A 25613-nucleotide genomic window follows, 5' to 3' on the forward strand; every position below is an offset into this window, starting at 1 on the left:
AGACTATGAGCCAATTCAAGACCATAAAAAAGTTTTACTCTTTTTTCAGATTTAAACGCGACTTTGAACGTTACAGCCTCCGCAGGGTAAGGAGCTATGAGATCATTATCCACTGGCTGCACAGTAAACTGAACAGGACCCAGTTCCTGATCCTGTCAGGTATCCTGGTAGGACTGGTTGCCGGTATGGCAGGTGTGGTACTTAAAGTACTGGTACATTACATCCACTACTTTATTACCTACAAAGTGCATTTCAGTACACAGATCTTTTTCTATGCTCTCTTCCCTTTCCTTGGCATAGTACTTACCACCATAATAGTGATCTGGTTCTTTAAAGGGCAGTCAAGAAAGGGTATTGCGGTCATTCTTTATGAAATAGCCCAAAACTCCAGCCTCATCCCCCCGGTAAAGATGTATTCCCAGATCATACAGAGCGCTATTACAGTAGGATTAGGTGGCTCTGCGGGCCTGGAAAGCCCTATTGCCGTAACAGGCGCAGCCATTGGCAGCAACTATGCCCGCAATTATAAACTGGGATATAAAGAAAGAACATTACTCCTGGCAGCCGGAGCTACCTCAGGTATCGCAGCGGCTTTCAACGCTCCCATAGCAGGCGTTATGTTTGCTTTTGAGATCCTGCTCACCGGCGTAGTGTTCTCCGATTTCATCCCGCTCATCCTCGCCGCTGTCTGCGGCAGCCTTCTGTCAAAGATCATCCTGCAGGAAGAAGTATTGTTCCACTTTGAATCCCGGCAGGCATTCAATTACTATAATGTGCCTTTTTACATTGTATTAGGCCTGCTAAGCGCATTATACGCCCGCTATTTCATAGTGATATCCAAAAGAATAGAACACTTCATGACTGGCCTTAAATGGCCGGCACTGCGTAAAGCCATTATCGGAGGTGTGATACTGTCCGTTCTGTGCGTAATGATGCCGCCATTGTTCGGAGAAGGCTATCAAAGCGTGAAACTCCTGGCCAGCGGCCAGTCAGAAAGTATTATCCAGCACAGTTTCTTCCGCTACTTCCCCGAACAAAGCTGGATGATCCTGCTCTTCACCGGTTGCGTCTGCCTCATGAAAGTATTTGCAACTGCCTTTACTATTAACAGCGGCGGCAACGGAGGTAATTTCGCGCCTTCCCTGTTTGCCGGCGGCTTCCTGGGTTATTTCTTTGCCATGCTATGTACACAGCTGGGTTTTGAAAATGTACCTGTTACCAACATGGTAATAGTAGGAATGGCCGGTGTCATGAGCGGCGTCATGTATGCCCCGCTTACTGCCATCTTCCTCATAGCAGAATCCAGCTCAGGATATGATCTTTTTATTCCGTTGATGATCGTATCCACCACTTCCTTCCTCATAGCCAAATGGTTTTCCCCTATATCGCCTGACGTGAAACACCTGGCAGATAAAGGACAGGTCTTCACAACAGAACATGACAGGAATATCCTGTCAATGCTCAGAACAGAAGACCTGGTAGAAAGAAATATGCAAAAAATAGATCCCTCCTCCAATCTCCGCGAACTGATAGAACTGGTGAAATTGGGTACCCGTAACATTATAGCGGTTGCAAACGGAGAAGATAAACTGGATGGCATTATTACGCTCGACGATATACGGCCTATCATGTTCAACCCTGCACTGTATGACACGGTCACTGTCAGGCAGTTGATGAAACCTCCTCCCGCGATTATACATTTGCATGATAATGTTGCCAATGTGATCAGTAAATTTGATGAAGTACAGGTATGGAACCTGCCGGTTGTTGACGACAATAAACTGGTAGGCTTTATATCAAAATCAAGTATCCTCAATCAATACAGGTTACTATTACAGGAATACTCCTGATCAACGCAGGGTCTTAGTAAAACGGGTTTATGGCCAGAATTCTGATCTTATTTGCGCATCCTGCGCTGGAAAAATCCAGGGTGCATGCACAATTATTAACCGCCCTCCGGGGTATACAGGGAGTGACATTGCACGATCTGTACGAAGTTTATCCTGACATGAACATCGATGTCAGGCACGAACAGTCTTTATTATTACAACACGATATTATCCTGTTCCAGCATCCGCTGTACTGGTACAGCGCACCAGCTATCATCAAACAATGGATGGACCTGGTGCTGGAGCACGGATGGGCATACGGACATACAGGAACCGCATTGCGCGGCAAATACCTGGGTAATGTCATCTCTGCCGGAGCACAGGAATCCAGCTATCATCCAAACGGATGGCACAAACACAGTATAACTGATTTTCTGCTGCCTTTCCACCAGACAGCAACATTGTGTAACATGCAATACCTTCCGCCATATGTCGTTTACGGCACACACCGCCTCAGTTACGCAGGTATCAGGGAAGAAGCAGTAGCCTACCGGCAGATGCTGGAAAAGCTGCGCGATGGCCAACTTCAAATTCAATAACATGGAGCATTCATACTTTTTTATAGCAATGATCTACCTGGCAGCAGCGGTAGTTTTTATTCCCATAGCAAAGAAACTGGGCCTAGGCTCAGTACTGGGCTATCTGCTGGCAGGCGTAGTGATAGGCCCCTCGCTCATGGGCTTTATCGGGCAGGAAGGACAGGATATTATGCACTTTGCTGAATTCGGTGTGGTCATGATGCTGTTCCTGATAGGTATTGAACTGGAACCAGCCCTCTTATGGAGTATGCGCGCGCCCATCCTCGGACTGGGAGGCCTGCAGGTGCTCACCACAACAGTTGCCATTGCCGGCCTGGCACTGCTGCTGAAACAACCGCTGAATGCGGCACTGGCCCTCGGTATGACCTTTTCACTCTCGTCAACGGCCATTGTACTACAAAGCCTGAAGGAGAAAGGATTGTTATCTTCTGCCGCGGGACAAAGCTCCTTTTCCGTTCTCCTTTTCCAGGATATTGCCGTCATCCCCATGCTGGCCATCTTCCCCCTGCTGGCAGGACCAGATGCAGGCAGCGATAACGGGCACTCACATACGCTGCGCGATAACCTCCCGGCCTGGATGCAGACATTGGTAGTGTTAGGCGCCGTAGTAGCCATTTTCATTGCCGGCCGTTACCTGGTACGTCCCTTACTGCGCGTAATAGCACGTACCCGCGTAAGAGAACTCTTTACCGCAGTTGCCCTGCTGCTCGTAGTATCCATTTCAGTACTTATGAGCCTCGTAGGCTTAAGCCCCGCACTGGGGGCATTCCTCGGCGGAGTAGTACTCGCCAACAGTGAATACCGGCATGAACTGGAAAGTGATATTGAACCATTCAAAGGACTGCTGCTCGGCCTCTTCTTTATGGCCGTCGGCGCCTCTATAGATTTTAAACTCGTACTCTCAATGCCCTGGATGATCCTGGGCCTCGTAGCAGGATTAATAATACTCAAAGGCGTGATTCTCTACGGACTGGGCAAAATTTTCAGGATCAGTATGGAACAAAACCTGCTGTTTGCCATGGCGCTTTCACAGGTAGGCGAGTTTGGCTTTGTATTACTATCATTCACCCAACAGAATAATATCCTGCCTAAAGAAACAGTAAGTATTATGACTGCTGTTGTAGCCATCAGCATGGCCCTGACACCACTGCTGCTGATGGTATACGAACGGTTGATCCAACCCCGCTTCAATGCAGAGACAAAAGAAGACGACCGGGAAGCCGATGAGATCCGCGAAAAACATCCCGTCATCATTGCCGGCTTCGGACGTTTCGGAAATATTGTTGGCAGGTTTCTCAGGGCTAACGGCGTTCCGGCAACCATCCTCGACCTCGATTCAGACCGGGTAGATGCACTCCACAACCTCGGTGTAAAAGTGTATTACGGAGATGCTTCCCGGCATGATCTGCTGGCCGCCGCCGGAGCAGCAGACGCAAAAGTCATTGTCATTGCAATGGATACTGTGGAACAAACACTCGATGTCGTAAAAATAGTTCGCAAACACTTCCCACACCTCCAGATGCTGGTGAAAGCAGAAGGTATCAACGATACCTACGAGCTGATGGACCTCGGCGTATTACATATCTACCGTGAAACACTGGACACTTCCCTGCGCATGGGCGCAGACACGCTGAAAATGCTCGGCGTACGCGCTTATCATGCACAACGCAATATGAGCACCTTCCGCAAGCAGGATGAAAAAGCATTGAAAGGCCTTTCCGCTATCAGGAATGACAAAAAACTGTATATCAATACAGTCAGGGAACGTATAGAAGAACTGGAAAAACTGATGAACACCGATAAGGTTACAAAGTGGAATCCGTCTGCACAAGGCTGGGATGAACAATCCCTGATCAACGAAGCTAACCAGGATGCTTAAGAGGGATCAGCTGTTAATGGTCTCAGCTATTCTGCGCCCTATATCTTCCAGCAATCCCGGTTCAATATGACGCCAGGAAGGAGAGTGGACGTCCCCGATAGCCCGGGGATAGCCTTCTTCATCCTCTTCAAAGGTGATCTCACATTCTTCAACAGTTACCTTGTAAACAGTTTTATACCGTTGCTCCACGGGTACTACTTCAAGAATGTGAGGCTTCCCGTAATATTCAAATTTTAATATAAAAGGTTCCACTTTAGAAAGGTTGTTATTTCTTGTCAGCAATAGGTGAATCAGGCGTCAACACCTCTGCTGTTCCTGATCCTCATCTTTTCATCTCTTGACATCTGGTGAATGAACAACAGTGAAAAATATGCAGCTGCACTGATTATCAGTATATATCCGATAAAACCCATGGTATGGAAAAACCAGAACATGGTCCAGTCATTTAATACAGCGTATTGAGCTAACACTGCGAATATTGTTCCTGTTACCGCAAACGCGAATGCAATTCTCTTCATAAAGGTTAAGTTTGGGATCTTGATGACTAATCTTTTTCCTACTAATTACTTACTGTCCGTTTTTTGATGGTTTCTGTTCCTATTAATTACTAATAAGGGGACAAACAAAATGCCATTGCATTTAATACTGCAAAGGTACTACGAAGGATGAGTTTGATGTAGATACTTATCCACATTTGAGGAAAACACACAAAATGTGAATAACTATTTAAAAAATGATTCATTAAAAATCATAATATATCCTAAACTGATCGAGCTGATAAAACTTACGCAATCGTTTACTTTATCAATCTTTTTCTCTTACTTTTATCATACGTTTATATTATAGATATCCCGGTATAAACGCGGCTTACCTACACTGAACATTTTCAATTGGTTTTTCGGATAAGATCTAAAAGTCTTGCCAGGCTTAGGGGCCAGTCTATGTCCCTTGCCGGTAAAGTATTTCATAATTGCTATTAAACACACCAAAAGCAACCGGCCTTCCTATTCGTTAGGAGGGCCTTCTTATATAAAGACCTTCATTAAAAAGCCGGAATAAGATTATTCCGGCTCATTACCTAAACCTACAACTGTTACACTGTTAGTAACATATCTTTAATATCTTTTAGTGCATCGCACTTGCATCCAGTTTTCCCTGTTGCTTATTATTTCTTACCAGCAGCACAAACGGTACACATACCAGGAAAAGCACCCCCAGATAAAGGAACACATCCATATAGGACATTACCGTTGCCTGCTTCGTAATGGTATATTCCAATGATTTATAAGCACTTTGCAATCCCGTTTTTGCATCCATTCCTTTAGAAACAAAATTAGCAGCGGTTCTGTTTACCCTATTCACCACATCGGGGCTGTTTATATCCAGTTTGCTCACCAGGTCTGTCCGGTGCAGTTCGTTCCGGCGGGACACAAAAGTTGTGATCAGCGCCACACCAAAAGAACCTCCCAACTGTCTCATCATACCAGTAAATGCAGCTCCTTGTCCTATCTGCTGGCCCTTAAGCGAAGACAGTGAAAGCGCTGTAATAGGAATGAACAACATACCCATACCAAGCCCACGCACTATCAGCATCCAGAAGAAATCAGGCTCTCCCGTATCTGGTGTAATGATCTTAAATCCCCAGAAACTGTAAATAAAGAACAATACCATGCCTATTGCTACCAGGTATTGCTGCGGTATACCCCGTTCCAGCATTTTACCAATAATAGGCATCATAAACGCTGTGGTCAGTGCCGCCGGTATCATCAGCAAACCTGATTGTGTAGCCGTCCACCCCAGCACACCCTGTGTATAAAGCGGGATTACGAATGTTGAACCATACAAACCAAAGCCAAGCAGGAAAGATAATATTGTGCCTACCCTCAGGTTACCATTCTTTAATACCCTTAGTTCTACTATCGGATTCTTGTATGTCAGCTCTCGCCAGATAAAGAAGAAGAGCCCTAATACTGCCGCAACAGTTAATGAGAGGATAACCCCATCATTAAACCAGTCGTCTTCCTGCCCGCGTTCCAGTACATATTGTAACGATCCCACTGTAATTGCCAGGAATGAAATACCCCACCAGTCAATCTCACTGGCCGATTTCTTTTCACCATATTTCGGGCTTCTCACAAACTGCAGCGTAAGTAATGTGGCAATTACCCCAATAGGAATGTTGATGTAAAATATGTAAGGCCATGAAGCATGATCTACAATATATCCACCTAACGGCGGACCTAACGTTGGACCGATAATCACACCTAAACCATAAATTGCCTGGGCCATACCACGTTTCTCGGGCGGGTAGCTTTCTGTAATAATGGTCTGCGATGTTACCAGCAGCGCACCACCGCCCAAACCCTGGATAAAGCGGAACAATACCAGTTCCCACATAGTGGTTGCGTTACCGCAGAGGAAGGAAGATATGGTAAATATTATAACAGAAGCGGCAAAGTAGTTACGACGGCCAAATTGCTGTGATAACCAGCTTGTCATCGGCACAATAATTACGTTACCGATAGCGTAAGCAGTGATCACCCAACCTATCTCACTCAGTGTAGCACCCATGTTACCGCGCATATCATTCAATGCCACGTTCACAATAGTAGTGTCCACTATTTCGAGCAGTGCGCAGAAAATGGCAGTGATCGTAATGATCACCCTGCGGGCGCCATACTCTACCAATGATTCTTGTTGCATCACGTTTATCAATTAATTATATAAAGAACGGTTATCAGATGTTCCCGCCTGGCAACACGAATAATGCTATACTATTTACAGAGCCAGTCAGAGAGTAATACCTGTTATCGAAATCCATCACGTCCCAGGCGGGACCATCCGTACCCGAATATTAGTCAAGATGCACATCCACCAGTACGTTCATACCTGGACGGAGCCTTCTCAGTTCTTCTTTTTGCGCAGCATCAGTGAATTCAATTTTCACAGGCAGACGCTGTACCACTTTCACAAAGTTGCCGGAAGCATTATCAGGAGGCAGCAGGGCAAAACGGGCGCCGGTAGCAGGAGAGAAGGAAGCTACTTTAGCTTTCAGCTCTTCGCCGGGGTAAGCATCTATATGCACTACCACGTTCTGGCCCAGTTTCATTTTATTCAGCTGCGTTTCCTTAAAGTTGGCAACTACCCATATATCGTTAGACAGTACTACACTGAACAATGACTGGCCCGCCTGTACCAGCTGGCCTGGCTGAACATAGATCTTTGACAGCTCCCCGTCTTCAGGCGCAGTAATAACAGTATAGCTCAGGTTCAGCTTTGCATTGTCAACATCAGCCTGACGCTCTTTAATGATAGCCTTTGCTGCGTTGATCTGTTCTGCAGTTGCATTACTCTGTGTAGCCACTGCATTGGTCTGCCTGCTGGCCACTGTTTTCTGTTCTTCCAGCACTTTCAGCTGGCGTTCCGCTGTCTGCTTTGCAGCCAGGGCCTGCTCATATTGCTGTTGAGTAATAGAATGATCTTTGATCAGGTTGGCATAACGGTCATAGTCCTGTGAAGCACGCCATACATTCACTTTAGCCGCTTCTATCTGTGCATTCACCGCATAGATATTAGCTTCAGAAGAAGAAACGTTGGAGCGGGCCGCACTGGTGGTAGCCACCGCTACCTGTACATTCGCTTCAGCTGCTGCCAGTGCCGCTTCTGTCTGTGCCAGTTTTATCTGCAGGTCCCTGTCGTCCAGGATCACCAGCGTGTCGCCTTTCTTCACACGGTCGTTATCTTTCACACGCACTTCTTTCACATAACCTGTTACCCTTGGTATCACCGGACTTACATTTGCTTCCAGCTGCGCGTTGTCTGTTTCTTCATGGTGCTGGCCATGAATATATTTAGAGATACCAAAAGCCCCGCCACCGATCACCAGAATGGCTAAGACAATGATGAAACGGAAGTTCCTTTTCTTCGGCGCATCCTGTACACCGTTGGTACCTTTATGTGTAGCTGTCGTAGTTTGCGTTTCCATATAAGTATATATGTAATTGTTTCTGTATTGGTTGTAATAAAATCTGATTATTTACCCGCCTCTGTTCCTGTTTCATTCAATACCCCGGCTGTTTCCAGCAGTTTGCTATAGGACACCATCGCGTCCGCTTTTGAGAAAGCGTGATTCAGTTTAGCCTGTACATTTGCCACATCTGCTTCCAGCAGGTCTGTAGTAGTGGCCAGGTTATTCTCCTGTTTGTTCTTAACGATCTTATAGTTCTCTTCTGCCTGCTCTATTGCCTTCTGGTACATGTCTATTTTCTTCTGGTTTACCAGGTAATCCTGGTAGGCCTTGTTAATAGACAGGTGAATATCATCCTGTAATAATTCTTCGTTCACTTTTACTTCCTGTAAACGCACCTTGGCTTCTGCAACTTTAGAATTGTTTTTCCAGAGGGAAGACGGAGAGTACTTCACGCCTATACCTGCATTCACCGCATTCGTTACCGTCACAAAATTTGGGATCGTCAGCGCTATATACCCGCCTGTTAATGCAACAGAAGGATAGTAACTTCCTTTAGCTGTCCTGATTCCCTCATTAGCCGCTTTTTCGCGTGCCGTGAGTGCCGCAGCGTCCTTACGGTTCTGCAGGGCCACCTGTTCCCATTCCGCTACCGCTTTCGTTCCCGCCGGTAGTCCCTGTTCAAAGGTAGTGGTATCTGCCTCCAGCACTGTTCCGTCAGGTAAACCCAGGAGCAGGTCCATGCTGATATTTGCCAGTTTCAGATTGCTTTCTGCTTCCAGCAGCGATACTTCAACATTAGACTGCTGCAGCTGCGCCTTCAACAGATCATTCCTTGCCAGCAAACCGTTCTTTTCCAGGTTGGTAAAATCAGTTACACGCTGTTGCTGTTGTTTTAAATTCTCCTGTACAAGCTTTACTGCCTGCTGCGCTTTATACAGATTACTATAAGCATTTACCGTATTCTGTATAACAGCTTCACGATCTTTATCTGCGTCCAGCTTCGCTGCTTCTGCCAGGTAACGGGCCGATGCTTTCTGGCTCTGCATGATAAAACCGGAAAAAAGAGGCATTGAAACCGATGCCATAGCATAAGCCGCAGAATTCACTTTGGGAAAAGCTGAACTGGAATCTCCGCCGCCGGAACCACCGGTTTTAAGACTAATGTTGGGTTCATTCACTCTAAGATAGGACCCTGATACACTTACGTCAGGTAACTGAGCACTATTGGCAGTTTTTACTGAAGCCAGAGCCGCGTCAATTTTCGTCTTGCTGAGTTTAAGTTCCTTACTATTCTGTATACTAAGCGATATGGCTTCTTTCAAAGACAAGGCCCTTTTATCCTGCGCCTGACTACCAAATGGCAGTACTATCAGTACGCAAATTGCAAGAGACCATAATCGCCTGTATGTGCTATTAAGCTTCATGGATTAGAATGGCTTTTAACAATTTTTTTAAATGATTGCTGGTATGTGTTACTAAATATTCCTGTAATTGCTCATCTGAAAGATGTTCAAGATTGGTGAGACGCTGAAAGTGATGCCTTGTAGACATAACATGGTTAGTAGTCCCTATCAGCGTGTTTATCATCATTATCACATCGATATCCTTATTAAATATCCCATGTACCTGCCCTTCCCCAATAAAGCCGCTTATCAGTTCATACACCTCTTTCTTGTTCTGGTGTATCAATTCATTTACTGTCATATCTGACTGTATCTGCGCCCTCATCAGTATGAGGTTAAAACAGGGATTTGACATCACCCTTACCACATAGGTTTCTACCAGGGCATCAAATCTTTCTATAAAAGACTTTGATGAATCACTCAGTATTCCCTCAAGAGTCTGCCTCCAGGTGTAGATCCTTTTCAGGAAAATGGCTTCGATCAGTTTCTCCTTCGAACCGAAATAGTAGGATATCATCGCGATGTTCACATCTGCCTCATGAGCAATATCCCTTACAGAGGTTCCGTGGAACCCCTGGGAAGCGAACAGCTTCTCCGCTGCCTCCAGAATAGATACTTGCTTTTGATTGTATTCCATGTGTAGATCGAATTGCTGCCGCAAAGTTAAACAAACATTTAATTAAATCAAACGATCGTTTAAATATTAATCATTTTTAAGGGGATTTTAAGGCGCAACGGGGCAAATGCGGCAAATTAACCCTACATAACTGCTTCATTTTGATGTGAACGAAACGAAACTTTCAATATCATAATGAACAGAATGGACTCATCAATTCCTGATTTTTCCCCTTAGTTTTGTTCTGTTGTCATGATTGTTCACCCAAAAATTATGCGTTAACCAGATTTCATACTGACTTTCCGGCCATCCATTGCTTGTACCTAAACATTATAATTCATTTTATAATGTAGGCCAATCTTCATTCCGAAATCCAAGGTTGAGAAGAAATACCGCCCAAAGACGTTATCCTGCGTCCGGGCCTTTTCCACTACTCTTTCACTGGTAGTGTCCTGGTTTGGCCCTGTGGACCAAACTACTCCTGGTAAAAAGCTATCACTAACATTTAAAAAAGAATACTATTATGCGGGTAATTTTGTTAAAACTGATCAGAATGATGTCATATCAAGTAGCCTGTTTTGGAGAAGTGCTCTGGGACATATTGCCTGACCGGTCATTACCAGGAGGCGCGCCCATGAACGTAGCCTACCATCTGCAAAGGCTTTCCATTCCTACAGCTATGATCTCCAGCGTGGGGAATGATGAAAAAGGAGAAGCCCTGCTGGAAGTCATGGCACAATACGGCCTGACAAGAGACTTTATTCAGCAGGACCCAACCTACGAAACCGGCAAAGTATATGCACGGGTATCACCTGTCGATCCTCTGGAAATGAAATATGAGATAGTAAAGCCGGTAGCGTGGGACTATATATCAGACATCCCTCCGCTACAGGCGCTCATGAGGCAATCCGGTAATAACTACCTGGTGTTTGGCAGCCTGGCGGCAAGGAACGAAGTATCACGCAATACCCTGTTATCACTGCTGGAAGGAGATCGTACCCTCGTCTTTGACGTAAACCTCCGGCACCCATATTATAGTAAGGAGCTGATAACAGAATTAATGCATCATTGCCATATCCTGAAGATCAATGAGGAAGAACTGACCCATATCAGCAGCTGGCACCAATGGCCGGATAACATGGAAGAAAGAGCGAAGGCACTGAGCGTGTCATATTCCATTCCCACAATTATCATCACACGGGGCGCCAAAGGAGCCGCCCTCCTGAAAGACGGTACTTTCTACCGGCACCCCGGTTATAAAGTGACCGTGGCCGATACAATAGGCAGCGGAGATGCTTTCCTCGCAGGCTTTCTTTACAGTACCATCAAAGGCAGCAAACCGGAAGAGTGCCTTTCCTTCGCTGCTGCATTGGGAGCGCTGATAGCCTCTTACCACGGCGGCTGTCCCGATTACGATCCTGCAGAGATCAGCGCGCTTTTAACCAACCAGCGCGCCTGATACTACATATATTAAAGCTGTAAGAATAGGGCATTATCTGGGATAATGCCCTATTCTTATAACTCAATCAGCTTTTCCCGCCACTTATTGAAAAAACCTGAATATAAGAGCCGGCTTTGCTATATTTAAGCCATGTCTCAACTTCTTCGTCATGTGATTACAGGGCTGGGGGCTGTGTGCCTGCACCTCCCATCCTACGCACAAATCAAACCGGCCTATGTGCCTCCCAGGCAGTATCAATGTTTCCAGGCTCCCACTCCCGTCACAATAGACGGAGTACAAGATGCAGTATGGCAGAAAGTCAGGTGGAGCGATGACTTTACAGACATAGAAGGGGATAAGCAACCTGCTCCCGCTATGCGCACCCGTCTGAAAATGCTGTGGGACCAGCAATACCTCTACGTGCTTGCCGAACTGGAAGACCCACACATATGGGCAACCCTTCATCAGCATGATACCATTATCTTCCAGGACAACGACTTCGAAGTGTTCATCGACCCTGATGGAGACACCCAGCAATATTTCGAAATAGAGATCAACGCACATAACACCGTAATGGACCTCTTCATGCCCAAAGCATACAGGGAAAATGGCGATGCATTAATGAGCTGGGATACCAAAGGCATCAAAACTGCTGTAAAAATTGACGGCACTCTTAACAAACCAGGGGATACAGACAAAAAATGGACGGTTGAAATGGCCATTCCCTTCAGCGCATTGAGCTTTTATAACTGGAAATTAGCCCCGCGCGACAGCTCCACCTGGCGGATCAATTTCTCCCGCGTAGAGTGGGATACAGATATTGTGAACAGCCAATACATAAAACGAAAGGACCCCAAAACCGGCAAACCACTACCGGAACATAACTGGGTATGGTCTCCACAAGGCATTATTAATATGCATGCCCCTGAGAAATGGGGTTATCTGCACTTCATAGGTAAGCCTGCGGGCAGTACAGAAGGCACTATAACACTTCCTCCTATTGAAGCTGCTAAAGAATATCTGTGGGAAGTATATGAAAAGCAACGCAAATACTACCGTGATCATGGGCATTTTGCCCAAACACTGGCAGAACTGAATATACAGGAAGGCCCTGTCAAAGTACAGAACACCATCTATACCTTACAGCTTGAAAGCATCTCTGAACAATTCACCGCAACCATACGTAAACAAGATTCAAAAGAAACCTGTTCTATTAACCAGGAAGGAAAAATATCTCAAAAACTGCAAAAATGAATAAACGGAACTTTCTGAAATCAATCGGTCTTGGCAGCCTTGCCATCATGCAGCCATCCCTGCCGGCCATGTCCATGCCAGGTAACAAATCTTCCTCTCAGCCAGGTAAAACAACAGGGAAGCATCGTGTATGGATAAACCCGGATGAAAAAGATACACTTGCAGATATTCAGCAGCGTTATGCCGCATATAAAAAAGCAGGCATTGGAGACATATTTTTTGAAGCAGACAGTGAAAAACATTTCAGAACTGCCAAAGACAATGGCATCAAAGCACATCGCTGGATATGGACTATGAACAGGGGAGAAAAAGAGCTGCTGGCCAGTCATCCGGAATGGTATGCTAAAAACCGTAAAGGAGAATCCTGCGCAGATCATCCCCCTTATGTTGGCTATTACCGCTGGCTATGCCCCAGCAAACCTGAAGTAGTGAACTATCTGAAGGAACAGGCAGAAGCTGCATTGTCAAAAGATTATGTAGATGGACTACACCTGGACTATGTACGTTATTGCGATGTGATCCTGCCCGTAAATCTCTGGAGCAATTATAAAATAGATCAATCCAGGGAATTGCCTGAATATGATTTCTGCTATTGCGATACCTGCCGCAGTAAATACAAGGAATTAAAAGGAAAAGATCCCCTGGAAATGGAACATCCCGACCAGAGTCCCTCATGGCGTAAATTCAGGTATGACCGTATCACTAATGTAGTAAGCAACCTGGCACAGGTAGCAAAACAATATAAAAAGCCTATCTCTGCAGCAGTATTTCCTACTCCTGAAATAGCTAAACGTATAGTAAGGCAGGATTGGACCAATTGGCCGCTGGATGCTATCTGCCCAATGATCTATCATGGGTTTTATAAAGAAGACGTAAGCTGGATCGGAGATGCCGTGGCAGAAGGTGTAAATGGGCTGCATGGCCGCTTTCCATTATATGCAGGCCTGTATCTTCCGGACTTTAATGGTAATATGGATGATCTTGAAAAAGGTATACGCCTTGCTGCTCAGAATGGTGCTGCCGGCGTATCACTTTTTGGACATGTAACACCTGAAGTACTACAAACACTGCAGAAAGCCTCCGGCAAATAAAAAAACAAACCGGGTACCAGGAATGGTGCCCGGCTTTACCTGTGTATTGTATTGTACTGTTATGTTCTGCATGAATCAAAAAATTTCAGGTACCAAAAAAAGTACCCGCTATTTACATTACCGTTATCTAATTAACCCTTGTTAAGATCCGTCACCAGGATTGGTGTCGGTTTCAGTTACGAAAACACTATTAAAATGAACAAAATCTCTGGATATCCTGAGTCAGTCCCGTTCCCCCAAAACACGAAATAACGTATTGGCCGGTATCATCCTGTAACAGGATGCCATAGGCATTCTGATCCTTCTGTAAACATTTTCAGCAGTAAAGCCGGGAACCATGAATAGTCCCCGGGTTGTTCTGTTTTTAACCCCTAAAATGAAAACTCCTCTCTTTGTTTTACACTTATCGTTTGTGATTTTCATATCAATTCTTTTATGTTGAACAATAGTTTTTTCAGATAAAATCCGGGTATCAGGAATGATACCCGGGATAGCTGGCCTTGTGTAACATCTATCCGTAACAAAACCTGAACTGTATCTCAAACACGCATGACATATCTTTCTTCATGACATATTCTTCCTTCATGCCTTATCCCCTACACATGATATATCCTTCATTCACAGCATATTCTCCCACTCATGCCACATCCCCTACGCATGATATATCCTTCATTCACAGCATATTCTCCCCTCATGCCACATCCTCTACACATGATATATCCTTTATTCACAACACATCCCCCTACACATGACATCCTTCATTCACAACATATTCTCCCACTCACAATACATCCCCCCACACATGATATATCCTTCACCCCCTACGCATAATATTTCCCCCACGCTCACACGAATAAGCGAAACAATCACTCTTTGAAAAAAAGCTCATTAATAACCGGATATCATGAATAATCTCCGGGTTAGTTACCATGTTTTACCTCTGCTAATAAATGAGATCGATATACAGATCACGATAGCCTTACTATCCAGGCATACTTCTGCTGTCTGCTGTAGTAGCAGTTTTGATCTTGTTGTGTCCCCCTTTCATATCTTTTTATACGGTATAGTTAACAAAAAAGACGTAGCCGCTGTCATCATACTTGCATCTCCTGCACTCAGATTAACAACACAACAAATGTAAAAGGTCACTTTCAATTATCAATGTGCCTTTCTATTCATTCAACAATGGTTATTCATTTTATTCACGACAATTTTCTCCCTTGGAAATATCTCTCCAAAAACATATGCCTATTCCCGGTGGAGGCAAACAACCCTTGCCCCCAACCGGAAAATAAGCTGCATCAAAATTCCAACACAATCCTATCCGCACTATTCTTCAGGGCCACCGCCAGCACATTACACATGTCCGGGGCTGTATATCCCCCCTGTGGATCAAAACGCGAAACAGGATCAAGAAAATTGATACTTAATGATACAGGCAACTGAACACTCCCATTTACCTTCACTTGCCTCAATCCATCAAAGCCATGCAGGATCAGCTTGATATTCCCAAACTTAGATGTGTAATTACCCAGGGGCTTTTCAAAAACAAGTTGTTGCTTATCGTAACTGATAATACGTTTATAATACACTCCCTTCTCATAGTCATATGTCTCGCCATCATCTTCATAATACGTCACTGTATTGGAACTATCTCCCCTGTACAAATGAACAAAAAGCGTATCTGCCGGCCTTTCCGAAGTTGATTGCACCAGCGTCTGCATAGTAACAATGCTTCCTCCCTTTACATACACAGGCAGTTTATGAAGATTCAGCGGTATAACCCGGCTCTGTTGCCCCTCCTGTAGTTCATCAGTATAAAGATCATACCACTTACCTCCCGGAAAATACACCTCTCCATATTCCTTTGTACTTTCAAAAGGCGCTACCAGGAACGCAGGCCCAAACAGATATTCCTGCTGATAACGGGTGTTGTAAATCTTCTGATCATTTGTATAATCTATTGCAAGCGTGCGCATAACAGGCATACCCGTTGCAGACGCTTCATAGAAGGCGCTATAGATATAAGGCAGTAAACGGTAACGCAGGTTAATGTAGTTACGCGATACTTCCATCACCTCCTCACCAAATGTCCATGGCTCTGCAGATTTTGTATTCACAGCCGTATGATTCCTGTAGTAAGGAATGAACGCCCCTATCTGCATCCATCTTGCATACAATGGTACCGTAGGGTTACCGGTAAAACCACCAATATCCATTCCCGTGAAAGCAACACCGCTCAACCCCAGGCTATTCAGTAAACGTACACCTGCCAGCATATGATCATCTTCAGACCGGTTATCGCCGGTCCAGATAGCGGTATAACGTTGCAGACCTGCATATCCGGCCCTTGTAAGCAGGAAAGGACGTTTGTTCATCAGGCTGCGGGCGCCTTCATAACTAGCCCTGTTCATCTCAAGTGCATATACATTGTGCGCCTGCTGATGAGTAGCACCATGGCCCTCAAAATCAAAGAGTACATTATCCGGCATCTTTTGTCCCCAGGTAGCAATTTCATTCATATCATTCCAGAACCCGGCCACTCCGTTATTTACATATCCCTTCATTTGTGCTTTCCACCAGTTCCTTCCCCTCTCACCTGTAAAGTCTGCAAAATGACACCAACCCGGCCATACCTGACCTGCGTATAGCTCTCCATCTGCATATTTTATAAACACATTTTCCTTAACCCCATTCTCATATGACTCATAGCCTTTCTCTACTTTAATACCAGGATCATTGATCACTGTTACTTTAAAGCCCATTCCAGCCAGCTTGGCCGTCATGCCTGCCGGATCAGGGAAACGCTCTTTATTCCATGTAAACAGCTTATAGGCATCCATATAATGAATATCCAGCGTGATCCCATCTGCCGGGATCTTCTTCTCCCTTAATGTCTGTGCAATACGTAATACTTCTGTATCGGGGTAATAACTATACCTGTTCTGCTGATATCCCAGGCTCCATAAAGGAGGCATGTGCATTCTCCCGGTCAATCCTGTGTATGCTTTAATAAGACCTGCAACATCCGGCGCGTAAATAAAGTAGTAATTCATTTCACCGCCTCTGGCGCCAAAAGAGGAAAACCTGTTATTACTGGCGCCGAAATTAAAATCACTCTGATAACTGTTATCAAAAAAGATCCCATAATTGAGACCATGATGTACACCTATATAAAAAGGGATGGTACTGTACAATGGGTCCTGGTCCGCCCGGTATCCAAATACATCTGAATTCCAGTTCGTGTATGCAGTACCGGCCCTGTCCAGGTTCCCGTTCTTTTCCCCAAGTCCAAGAAAACGTTCTCCTTCCTGCAATTTTTTGTAAGTAGTTACTACGGTTCCCACCCAGGAGGTGGTCAGTCCTTTTTCATCTTCATTTAACAGCCGCCCGTCAGCAGTATAGAAAGCAACTGAAAAAGGCTTCTTACTGATCCTGGCCTGCAGAAGAGAAGTAGTTATGGTAATACTGCCTGCATCCTCTTTAATATTTGCCGTAATTGCTGATGGTTTGGCAATCACTGCATAGGAAAAATCATCACCGGGCTCCTGTTTATCCATACGTACGCGTATCATCCCTTCATCATACACGGTGATATCTGCAAAGGCATTGGTTGTGACAATCTTCACCTGTCCTTTCGCGGTCTCCACTTTTTTTACATCCCCTGCATTCACGACCTTATTCTGCGCAAAAGCATTCCCGCTGCATACCAGCCAGCAAAGCGCTGCTATGACAGGTAATATTCTTTTATCCATAAATCATAGTTGAAAAAGGGCAGGTATCATTTTCGATACCCGCCCATCCTGTTAATATCCGTCGTTTTGTTCCAGGTTCTTGTTCACAGCAAGATCGCTGGTTGGAATGGGGAACAGCAGGTTTCTGGGATTGTCTGATGGCTTTAACTGCCAGGTATCCAGGAACTTACCAAAGCGGATAAGGTCTTCACGGCGCCATCCTTCCCAGTACAGTTCACGGCCTCTTTCATCCAGCAGCTTATCCAGGTCTACAGAAGCCCAGGTAGAAGCATTACGTTGCGCGCGCAGCGTATTTACTATTGTCAGTGCGCCGGCAGCATCTCCTGTACGCAGCAGCGCTTCTGCTTTCATCAGCAGTACATCTGCGTAACGCAGAAATACATAGTCGTTATTAGCGTTATTGCCGCTTTTGGTTTCAGAGGATGTCATATCCGGCGGATATTTCACCACTCTTATCCCTGTTACTTCCAATGTATTCGGATCTGTTTCCTGCAGCTTCAGCTCTCTCGTAAAACTCAGCATATTACCCTTCCTGTCTTTCAGGGCCACACCAGCTCCATTATACTGCTGCCCAACCAGGAAACCTACCTTCAACCCGCTTACGTTTGTAACACCGGGATAGCTACCGCCTCTGCGCACATCACTGGCTTCAAACTTATCATAGAAATCAGAGATAGTTGCATAACCATTCCAGCCGCTGGGGTCCTGGTTATAATGCAGGGTTGGCGCCCAATGACAGAATACGGCATTTCCATCCCTGATAGTACTGATGCCGGGACCATTGCGCTGGGTGAAGATGTTCTCTTTCGAGATGGCGTCATTATTATAGGCGAAATTGTCAAAGTAGTTGGTGAGGCTATATTTACCAGTAGCAATAATAGCATCTGCCAGTTCAATCACCTTCTGCATGTCAGCAGCGTCAAAAGTAGGAGTAGTACGATTTGCAAATGCACCTTTATTCAGATAGCATTTCATCAGCAACGCCCGCGCTGCACTTTTATTAGCTACATAGGCCGGTACAGTATCAGTCAGTGTTCCGATTATCTCTGTAAGCTCACTGATAATATAATCTGTAGCTTCTGCAGTTTTCAGTACTACCGGTGCATTCAGCAGGGTATCGGTGGGTTTCCTGAAAGGAACCTGCCCCCAGCCGTCTAATATGGTGAACATCGAAAAGGCGCGCAGGAACCGTGCCTCGGCTGACTGGTAATTGGTAGGTTTGAAATTCAGCACATTAGTAGCAGCAAACTGCAGTCTCAGGATATTTGAGAATGAGTTACCAATATAAGTATGATCGGGCGTCCAATTGTGGAGCTTCAGGGCACGCCATACACCATTATCATCCCAGTCGCCGCCACGGGTAGGCGCTACGGCCTCATCTGCCGTCATTTCCTGTAATGCCCACCAGTTTGACTGGTCCTGGTATGCCAGCTGCAAACCATTGTATGCAGATGTAAGCAGGGCCTGTACCTGGATCACGGAATCTGCCTGACTGCGGGTAAGGGTAGATCCCAGGCTTTCATCCAGCTTAGTACAGGATATCCACCCTGTACTTATAATGAGAGATAGTATGATGAATATTTTATTGCAACGCATAAGTGTAATTTTTAGATACTGCCTCCGGCTGCCTGCGGCAACCAGACCACAGCTGATAGAAAAATCAGGTAAGTGAACTATAACGAGAAATTAATACCGGCCAGGAAACTTCTGGCTGTAGGATATGGAGAATACTCTATCCCAAGGGAAGTAACCCCGTTAATGTTCTTGTCTGTATTCACTTCAGGATCAAAACCGGAATACTTGGTGATGATGAACAGGTTCTGTCCTGTTACATAGATAGAAGCATTCTTGATCACCTTTCCAATGTTCCCGATACTATAGCTGATTGTAGCATTATCCATCTTCATGAAATTGCCTTTTTCCAGGTAACGGCTGGATACAGTGATGGGGTTAGACAGGTTTTCCTTTGTGCCTATTACTTTGGCGGCAACATTCCTGGACCCGAGGTTATTAATAGGCAGTACGGTATTGGCAGTGTTGTTATAGATGTCAAAGCCATAAGCGCCATGCATGTTCACACTCAGCGTCCATTGTTTATAGCTGGCAGAGGTTATGATACCCAACATGGTTTTAGGATTGGGATTACCCATATAATAAAGTGTGTTACCATTATCAGCATAGACACCCTGTCCATTGTCGTCAAATCCTTCAAACTTCCTCAGGTAAAAAGTATTGAGCGGTTTATTATTAACCAGGCGCTGCGCATAGGCGTCAGAAACACCCTGTCCGCTGATGGAACCTGTCAGTACCGGCGGACCATCATAATTCTTCAGCTCATTATTCAGGAAAGTGGCATTTACGCCGAGGTTCCAGTTAAAGTCCTTTGTTGAAACCACGTCCCCACGCAATACAATTTCCACACCTTTATTGATCACATTAGCGGGCAGGTTGATCCAGTAATTGGATGCCGGAGCCGGCTGAATGGCCGGGAAGTTAAACAGCAGGTTCGTTGTATTCTTACGGAAATAATCTACACTACCATATAGTCTTCCACCAAAGAAAGTGTAGTCAATCCCGGCGTTAAGCTGCTTTGAACTTTCCCATTTCAGGTTGGGATTAGCCACATTATTAAGACTGGCTGCACCTCCCGAATTGATAGTATATTGCTCCTGGGCTGCGCCGGCAGGAAATTCCTGGTTACCGGTAATACCCCAGCCTACACGCAGAGCCAGCTGGTTGATGGTCTTATTATCTTTCAGGAAATCTTCATTACTGAGATTCCATTTGGCAGCAAATGAAGGGAAGTAACCATATTTGTTATTGGAACCGAACTTACTGGAACCATCAGCTCTCAGAGTGGCTGTCAGCAGGTATTTGTCAAAGAAGTTCAGGTTTACCCTTCCAAAATATGATTGCAGCTCTGATTTCGGGTTACGGAAAGATGAGATGAAAGTATTGGTTTGGTTCGGGCTCTGAAGAATATCGGTATACTTCAGCTCGTCCGTAGAGAATCCAAGCCCGGCCACACTTCTGCCTTTATAATTGAATTTCTGGTATTCATAACCAAGTACAGCGCTGAGATAAAGGGCCTGAGAAAGCTGCTTGTTATAGTTCAGGGTATGGGTAAACAACTGGGAGGTCAGTGTCGTGGTTCCATAGTACGCCTGACCGTTACCAAATACCTGGTCTATATTAATGAAGGAAGCGATCTGTGTTTCCCTTTCTCCCATCTGGTGGTTGATGCTGTACATAAAACGGTACTCCAGGTCGTCGGTAAACTTAATATAAGGAGAGATGTTAGCCAGTATGCTGTTGATATTCACTTTGTCATCATAAGCGGCCGACATAGCTTCCGGGTTGATAGCAGAACCTACACCCAGCGTGTTGAAGGAACCGTCTGCTTTCCGGAGCGCCATAGTAGGGTTCCATTGAAGCGCCTGACCTACAAGGCTGCCTGTAAAGCCTGCGTTGTTGGTAATAGGAGCGATCTGCTCTACAGTATGCGCGGCCTGGATAGAGTAATCAACACCTAATCTCTTGTTGTCCATCAGTTTATACTGACCGTTCAGGTTGGCAGTATATTTCTTAAGACCAGTCTTTTTAACAATACCCTGCTGGTCCAGTAAACCAAAGGAAGCGCGATAAGTATTTACTTCACTGCCCCCGCTGATGCCCACATTCACATTATGGGTACTGGCCGTACGCAGAATACTTTCCATAGCATCTGCACTGGAGCCTTCATCTCCGCCAGCCAGCTGGTATTGTTTCAGGGCAGCTCTGTAACCGTTGGCGTCCAGCACGTCCAGCTTCTTGAGGATCTTGCTTATGCCGGCCGAGTAAGAAACATCCAGGCGGGGAGGGCCCTGCTGCCCTTTCTTGGTGGTAATAATAACCACACCATTAGCGCCTCTTGCACCATAGATGGCTGTGGCAGACGCATCTTTCAATACGTCCATAGACTGGATGTCGAAAGAGTTGATAAAGTTGAGCGGGTTGGCATCCGGCGTCTGCCCAAGACCATTGGCATTTACAGAAGGCTTGGCTGTACGGCCGTCAAGCGGCATACCATCCACTACATAAAGCGGCTGGTTACCTGTTCTCACAGAAGAGTTTCCCCTGATCCTTACAGTTGTGGCGCCACCCGGAGCACCACTGTTATTCATTACCATCAGACCAGCTACCTTACCTTGTATCAGCTGGTCAGGTGCGGTAACAATACCTTTGTTAAAGTCGGCCGATTTAATAGACACTACCGACCCTGTCAGGTCCTTTTTACGGGTAGTACCATAACCTACCACTACCACGTCTGTCAGGGTAGTGCTTGTTGGTTGTAATGAAATGGAAAACTCAGTTTTTCCGGCAATAGCTATCTCCTGCTGTACATAACCAACAAAAGAGACTACCAGGGTTGTGGCAGTACCGGGTACATTTACTTTAAAGGTTCCGTCTGCAGTAGTAGCAGTACCAGTGCTGGTGCCTTTTACCTGAACGGTAGCGCCGGGCACCGGGTTACCGGTTTCGTCCGTCACCTTTCCGGTCACGGGTTTGGTCTGTGCACTGGCTATCCCTGCCATCAGCAGTAATAACGAGCATAACAAACGCACTTTGTTAAAGAGTAGTTTCATAACGGATGTTTATTGGTTTGTGGAATAATGATGCCGGTAGGAATGAGATCATCTATGCGGAGCTGGCCCTTCATTTCTCTTGAACCCGGTAGATGATTTTGACAAAAGCGAATTTTGGTTGAACACTGGTGTTTTCATAACTGGTAAAAATTAAACGTGGATACGCCAGTTTATGCTACTAACAGCAATCATGGCTTAAGTCAATAGTCAAAGTAAAATATGATGCGACAGGATAACAATTTATATGGGTCTCATATAGAAAATATAGCCGCAAAAACCGTTCCGGGAAGAAACAATTAATTGGTTTTCAAACAACTGTAAAATCATTATAAAAATTTAAATATGAACCGGATTCTTACAGTTTTGCCCTTTTTCAAAGGGCTTTAATGTCCATAAGACGTTCTTCAAACTCCTCTTTTGGAACAATCGCCTTGTTTTTGATCTTTGTTTTATACGTGTAAATAGTATTGACTGAGTACTCCAGTATCTGCGCAATTTTGACATTGTCACTTACCCCTATCCTGATCAATGCAAAAATCCGGAGGTCAGTATTAAGCAGTTCATTATCTTTTAAACGTATCCTGTCCTCTTCCTTAAAGAAGGAGTTGAATACCGTAACAAAGTTGGGGAAGATCTTCAGGAAGATGCGGTCAAAGTTCCGGAACAGCTCTTCACGTTCCTCCTTAAGGTCAATATTATTGACCAGGTATTTCACTTCTCCATATTTACTATCAGCCAGCTTCTGATCAGCCAGTTTTTTAAATTTCTTGACTTTGTCAATATAAGCTGAGTTTGTCTGAAAACAGTACCCTATATATTCTTCCTTTATTTTATTCGCCTCCATCAACTTTTCGTTGATCTCCTGCTGAAGAGTATGTGCAGCAGTAATGGCTTGCTGTGCCACCTGCAGTTTTTTATATTGTCTGAAGATGATCACCGCCAGCCAGACAAGCGCCAGAAGAAGCAGGGTAACAATGGCCGCATAAATGAATAACAGTTTCTTCTGAGCCTCGACCGAGTTCACCTTTTCGCCTTCTATGATAGGCAGAATGGCGCTGACCTGTACCTTTCTCAGTCTTGCTCCGTAGAAAGAGGCATCGGCAACCGCATACTCTATATACCGGGAGGCATGTTTTACGTCCCCGGCCTTGAAAAGCATCTCCGCCAGTATAAACATAGCGGTAGTTTCTTTGGTACAGGAGGCAATATCTGCAATGGCCGCCCGGGTCATCATTGTCAGGGCACTATCCTGCTTGTCTGTACGTATATATATATTTCCGAGGGATGAAGTAGCAATGGCTACCTGGTGTGTAGTAATATCAGGATGGGCCACGGCCTGCATATAATAAAACCGCGCACTGTCCAGGTTCCCTTTCTTCTGATACATTAATCCGGCATTGTAGGCATACTGAAAAGTTTGAGGTTTAGAAAACATCAGTGCAGAATCAGTATAAATATTCCCCTGCCGGGTATACTCAGGTGCAAAGTATTCATCACTGCTATAATCCGCCAGGTCATAGTAATATCTTCCCTTGAGGGTATAATATTCTCCTTTGGCACTATCAGGCAGAGAGGATACATCAATGGTGGCCAGGTAATCGCCGGTTTCCTTGAACATACCGGAAGAAAGCATGACAAATCCCAGTTTGACGCCGGCATAATTGATCCTTGCCGGATCATTCATGAGGGTAGCCAGCTGCCGGAGACGTCGGGCATAAGCAAACGCGGAATCATATTTGAATACTTTAAATTGTTCATACAACAGGTTACACAACCTGAACTGCTCCTGTAAGGACAGGGACTGGCCAATACTCAGCTCCTGGCGTATTGAGTTGATCTGTCTTATCTTTTCAGCATCCAGAACATGGGCATGGTCTATGGTCTTGTTCAACCGGTCTAAAAGAGTATCATTACCGGCGCCGGCAAATGCCAATCTAACGGTCAATAATAAGTATAAACAAATAAGCTTCGACTTCATTCTTTCATTTTTGTGGAATAGTAGCTACTGATCTGATCATGAGGCCTCTTCTGCCTCAGTTTCATTTGTATAATTGAAGACGCCTTGCTTCAGCTTTTTACTGATCCTCCCTCTCAGTCCTTCAGGAGAGAGAACGATCATCCCATCACTATATCCAAGTATCTCCCTTTCCAGTTCAAAATTCAGCTGCACTTTCAGGTTGATGATAACACCATCCTCCTTTTCCTCTACCAATGTCTGTGAATGATGCATTGGTTTGGTCAGAATATAGGGAGCATGTTCATTTGTGACAAATAACCTGACATTTGAAGGACGTGAATTCCTGGAAACAGTCACCCCTATCACATGCTTGTAATATTCAGCAGGAGAGAGGTCATCATTCTCAATATACAATACACCTTCTGTTATTGCCACTGTAGATATCCTGTCCAGCGCCAGGTTCAGTATTGTCGTATCTTTTCCCTTTACCCCTACCGCAAACCAGCGGTTCTTGAACTCTTTCAGCCACCATACATGAAATACAAATTCACTCTCTGCTTTTGCCCTGAACGAACGGTAAATAAGCGTAACAGGCTTCTGCTGTACTACTGACTGGTAGATGGTATCAAGATGTTCCAATCCTTTCAGCCGCTCATTCTTTTCAAAATCTATCACCGACTGTGTATTATGGGCCGCGGCATATACATGGTCCTCCAGTTTCTGTACCACCTCATTCAGACTGCTGAAATGAGAGAATCCCTTAAATTGTTTCAATACTTCCACAGCTTCATTCATCCTGTTCAGGTCCTGATCATTCAGCGGAATATTAGTGATACTGTATGTGGGGTCCTCATACGTATAGTATTTTTTCTCCACTACCATAATAGGTGCGTTATATCCCAGCTTATCACTCCGCATCAGTTGTATATCTGCCTGTATAGACCGCCTGCTGATGCCTTTGTCAATCCCTTCCATTTCATACAATGCATCTGATACCGCGTCTATAATATCTTCCAGCGTCCACTTACGTCTACGGTTACGTAAGCATGCATCAATAGTTTTGTAGCGTATCAGGGCATTCTTATTAACAGGCATTTCCTCTTTTTTTCAAAAAGTAGGAAAAAAAATTAAGTGCGCAAAAAAACTGCGCACTTGCTTCGCAGCTTTGTATTGTCATTATGAATGATACAGTAC

General features: G+C 45.0%; 17 protein-coding genes. 6 read left to right on the forward strand and 11 right to left on the reverse strand.

From position 1 onward, the window contains the following. The first annotated feature begins 5 nt into the window (after positions 1–5). From GO493_RS01675 to GO493_RS01685, 3 genes are read left to right on the forward strand one after another with little or no spacing between them, the layout of a single operon-like run. Entirely contained in the window at positions 6–1850 is a 1845-nt protein-coding gene (locus GO493_RS01675) for a chloride channel protein (protein WP_157304325.1), read from the forward strand. 29 nt (positions 1851–1879) lie between these two features. Beyond that, a complete protein-coding gene (kefF, locus tag GO493_RS01680; RefSeq protein WP_157304326.1) occupies positions 1880–2428 on the forward strand; it encodes a glutathione-regulated potassium-efflux system oxidoreductase KefF in 549 nt (182 codons plus the stop codon). Position 2429: 1 nt separating this feature from the next. Further along, on the forward strand, positions 2430–4307 hold the full coding sequence (locus tag GO493_RS01685; RefSeq protein ID WP_157304327.1) for a monovalent cation:proton antiporter-2 (CPA2) family protein: 1878 nt from the start codon (positions 2430–2432) through the stop codon (positions 4305–4307). A gap of 6 nt (positions 4308–4313) precedes the next feature. Here the strand turns inward: GO493_RS01685 and GO493_RS01690 are convergent, their stop codons facing one another. The 6 genes from GO493_RS01690 to GO493_RS01715 all read right to left on the reverse strand — a co-directional run bounded on the left by GO493_RS01690 (position 4314) and on the right by GO493_RS01715 (position 10317). Then, on the reverse strand, positions 4314–4559 hold the full coding sequence (locus tag GO493_RS01690; protein ID WP_157304328.1) for a hypothetical protein: 246 nt from the start codon (positions 4557–4559) through the stop codon (positions 4314–4316). Between the two features lie 38 nt (positions 4560–4597). Next, positions 4598–4825 (reverse strand): hypothetical protein, encoded by a 228-nt coding sequence (locus GO493_RS01695; protein WP_157304329.1) that lies wholly within the window; start codon positions 4823–4825, stop codon positions 4598–4600. A 607-nt stretch (positions 4826–5432) separates the two neighbouring features. After that, positions 5433–7010: a DHA2 family efflux MFS transporter permease subunit gene (locus tag GO493_RS01700; protein WP_157305218.1), complete on the reverse strand. Its 1578-nt coding sequence runs from the start codon at positions 7008–7010 to the stop codon at positions 5433–5435. Positions 7011–7161: 151 nt separating this feature from the next. After that, positions 7162–8292: an HlyD family secretion protein gene (locus tag GO493_RS01705; RefSeq protein WP_157304330.1), complete on the reverse strand. Its 1131-nt coding sequence runs from the start codon at positions 8290–8292 to the stop codon at positions 7162–7164. Between the two features lie 47 nt (positions 8293–8339). Continuing rightward, positions 8340–9701, reverse strand: a complete 1362-nt coding sequence (locus GO493_RS01710; RefSeq protein WP_157304331.1) for a TolC family protein — start codon at positions 9699–9701, stop codon at positions 8340–8342. After that, positions 9691–10317, reverse strand: coding sequence for a TetR/AcrR family transcriptional regulator (locus GO493_RS01715; protein WP_157304332.1), 627 nt, complete (start codon positions 10315–10317; stop codon positions 9691–9693). Before GO493_RS01715 ends, GO493_RS01710 begins: the two co-directional genes overlap by 11 nt. Positions 10318–10849: 532 nt before the next feature. Between GO493_RS01715 and GO493_RS01720 the strand changes: the two genes are divergently transcribed. From GO493_RS01720 to GO493_RS01730, 3 genes are all read left to right on the forward strand, one after another. Beyond that, the gene (locus tag GO493_RS01720) at positions 10850–11755 is read left to right on the forward strand and encodes a carbohydrate kinase family protein (protein ID WP_157304333.1); all 906 of its coding nucleotides are present in this window, start codon (positions 10850–10852) and stop codon (positions 11753–11755) included. Between the two features lie 132 nt (positions 11756–11887). Continuing rightward, positions 11888–12991, forward strand: coding sequence for a carbohydrate-binding family 9-like protein (locus GO493_RS01725; protein ID WP_157304334.1), 1104 nt, complete (start codon positions 11888–11890; stop codon positions 12989–12991). Beyond that, positions 12988–14082 carry a family 10 glycosylhydrolase gene (locus GO493_RS01730; protein WP_157304335.1) on the forward strand — a complete coding sequence of 365 codons (1095 nt, stop codon included), beginning with the start codon at positions 12988–12990 and terminating at the stop codon, positions 14080–14082. Before GO493_RS01725 ends, GO493_RS01730 begins: the two co-directional genes overlap by 4 nt. Before the next feature lie 1301 nt (positions 14083–15383). On the opposite strand, the gene GO493_RS01735 is transcribed toward GO493_RS01730, so the two are convergent. The 5 genes from GO493_RS01735 to GO493_RS01755 all read right to left on the reverse strand — a co-directional run bounded on the left by GO493_RS01735 (position 15384) and on the right by GO493_RS01755 (position 25514). After that, positions 15384–17837 carry a glycoside hydrolase family 31 protein gene (locus GO493_RS01735; protein ID WP_157304336.1) on the reverse strand — a complete coding sequence of 818 codons (2454 nt, stop codon included), beginning with the start codon at positions 17835–17837 and terminating at the stop codon, positions 15384–15386. A 51-nt stretch (positions 17838–17888) separates the two neighbouring features. Further along, positions 17889–19433, reverse strand: coding sequence for a RagB/SusD family nutrient uptake outer membrane protein (locus GO493_RS01740; RefSeq protein WP_157304337.1), 1545 nt, complete (start codon positions 19431–19433; stop codon positions 17889–17891). A 77-nt stretch (positions 19434–19510) separates the two neighbouring features. Then, positions 19511–22462 (reverse strand): SusC/RagA family TonB-linked outer membrane protein, encoded by a 2952-nt coding sequence (locus GO493_RS01745; RefSeq protein WP_157304338.1) that lies wholly within the window; start codon positions 22460–22462, stop codon positions 19511–19513. A 373-nt stretch (positions 22463–22835) separates the two neighbouring features. Continuing rightward, complete coding sequence (locus GO493_RS01750; protein WP_157304339.1) at positions 22836–24440, reverse strand: DUF6377 domain-containing protein; 1605 nt, start codon at positions 24438–24440, stop codon at positions 22836–22838. Positions 24441–24476: 36 nt separating this feature from the next. After that, entirely contained in the window at positions 24477–25514 is a 1038-nt protein-coding gene (locus GO493_RS01755; RefSeq protein ID WP_157304340.1) for a helix-turn-helix transcriptional regulator, read from the reverse strand. Positions 25515–25613 lie beyond the last annotated feature (99 nt).

This window comes from Chitinophaga tropicalis (assembly GCF_009758205.1).
GTDB classification, from domain to species: domain Bacteria; phylum Bacteroidota; class Bacteroidia; order Chitinophagales; family Chitinophagaceae; genus Chitinophaga; species Chitinophaga tropicalis.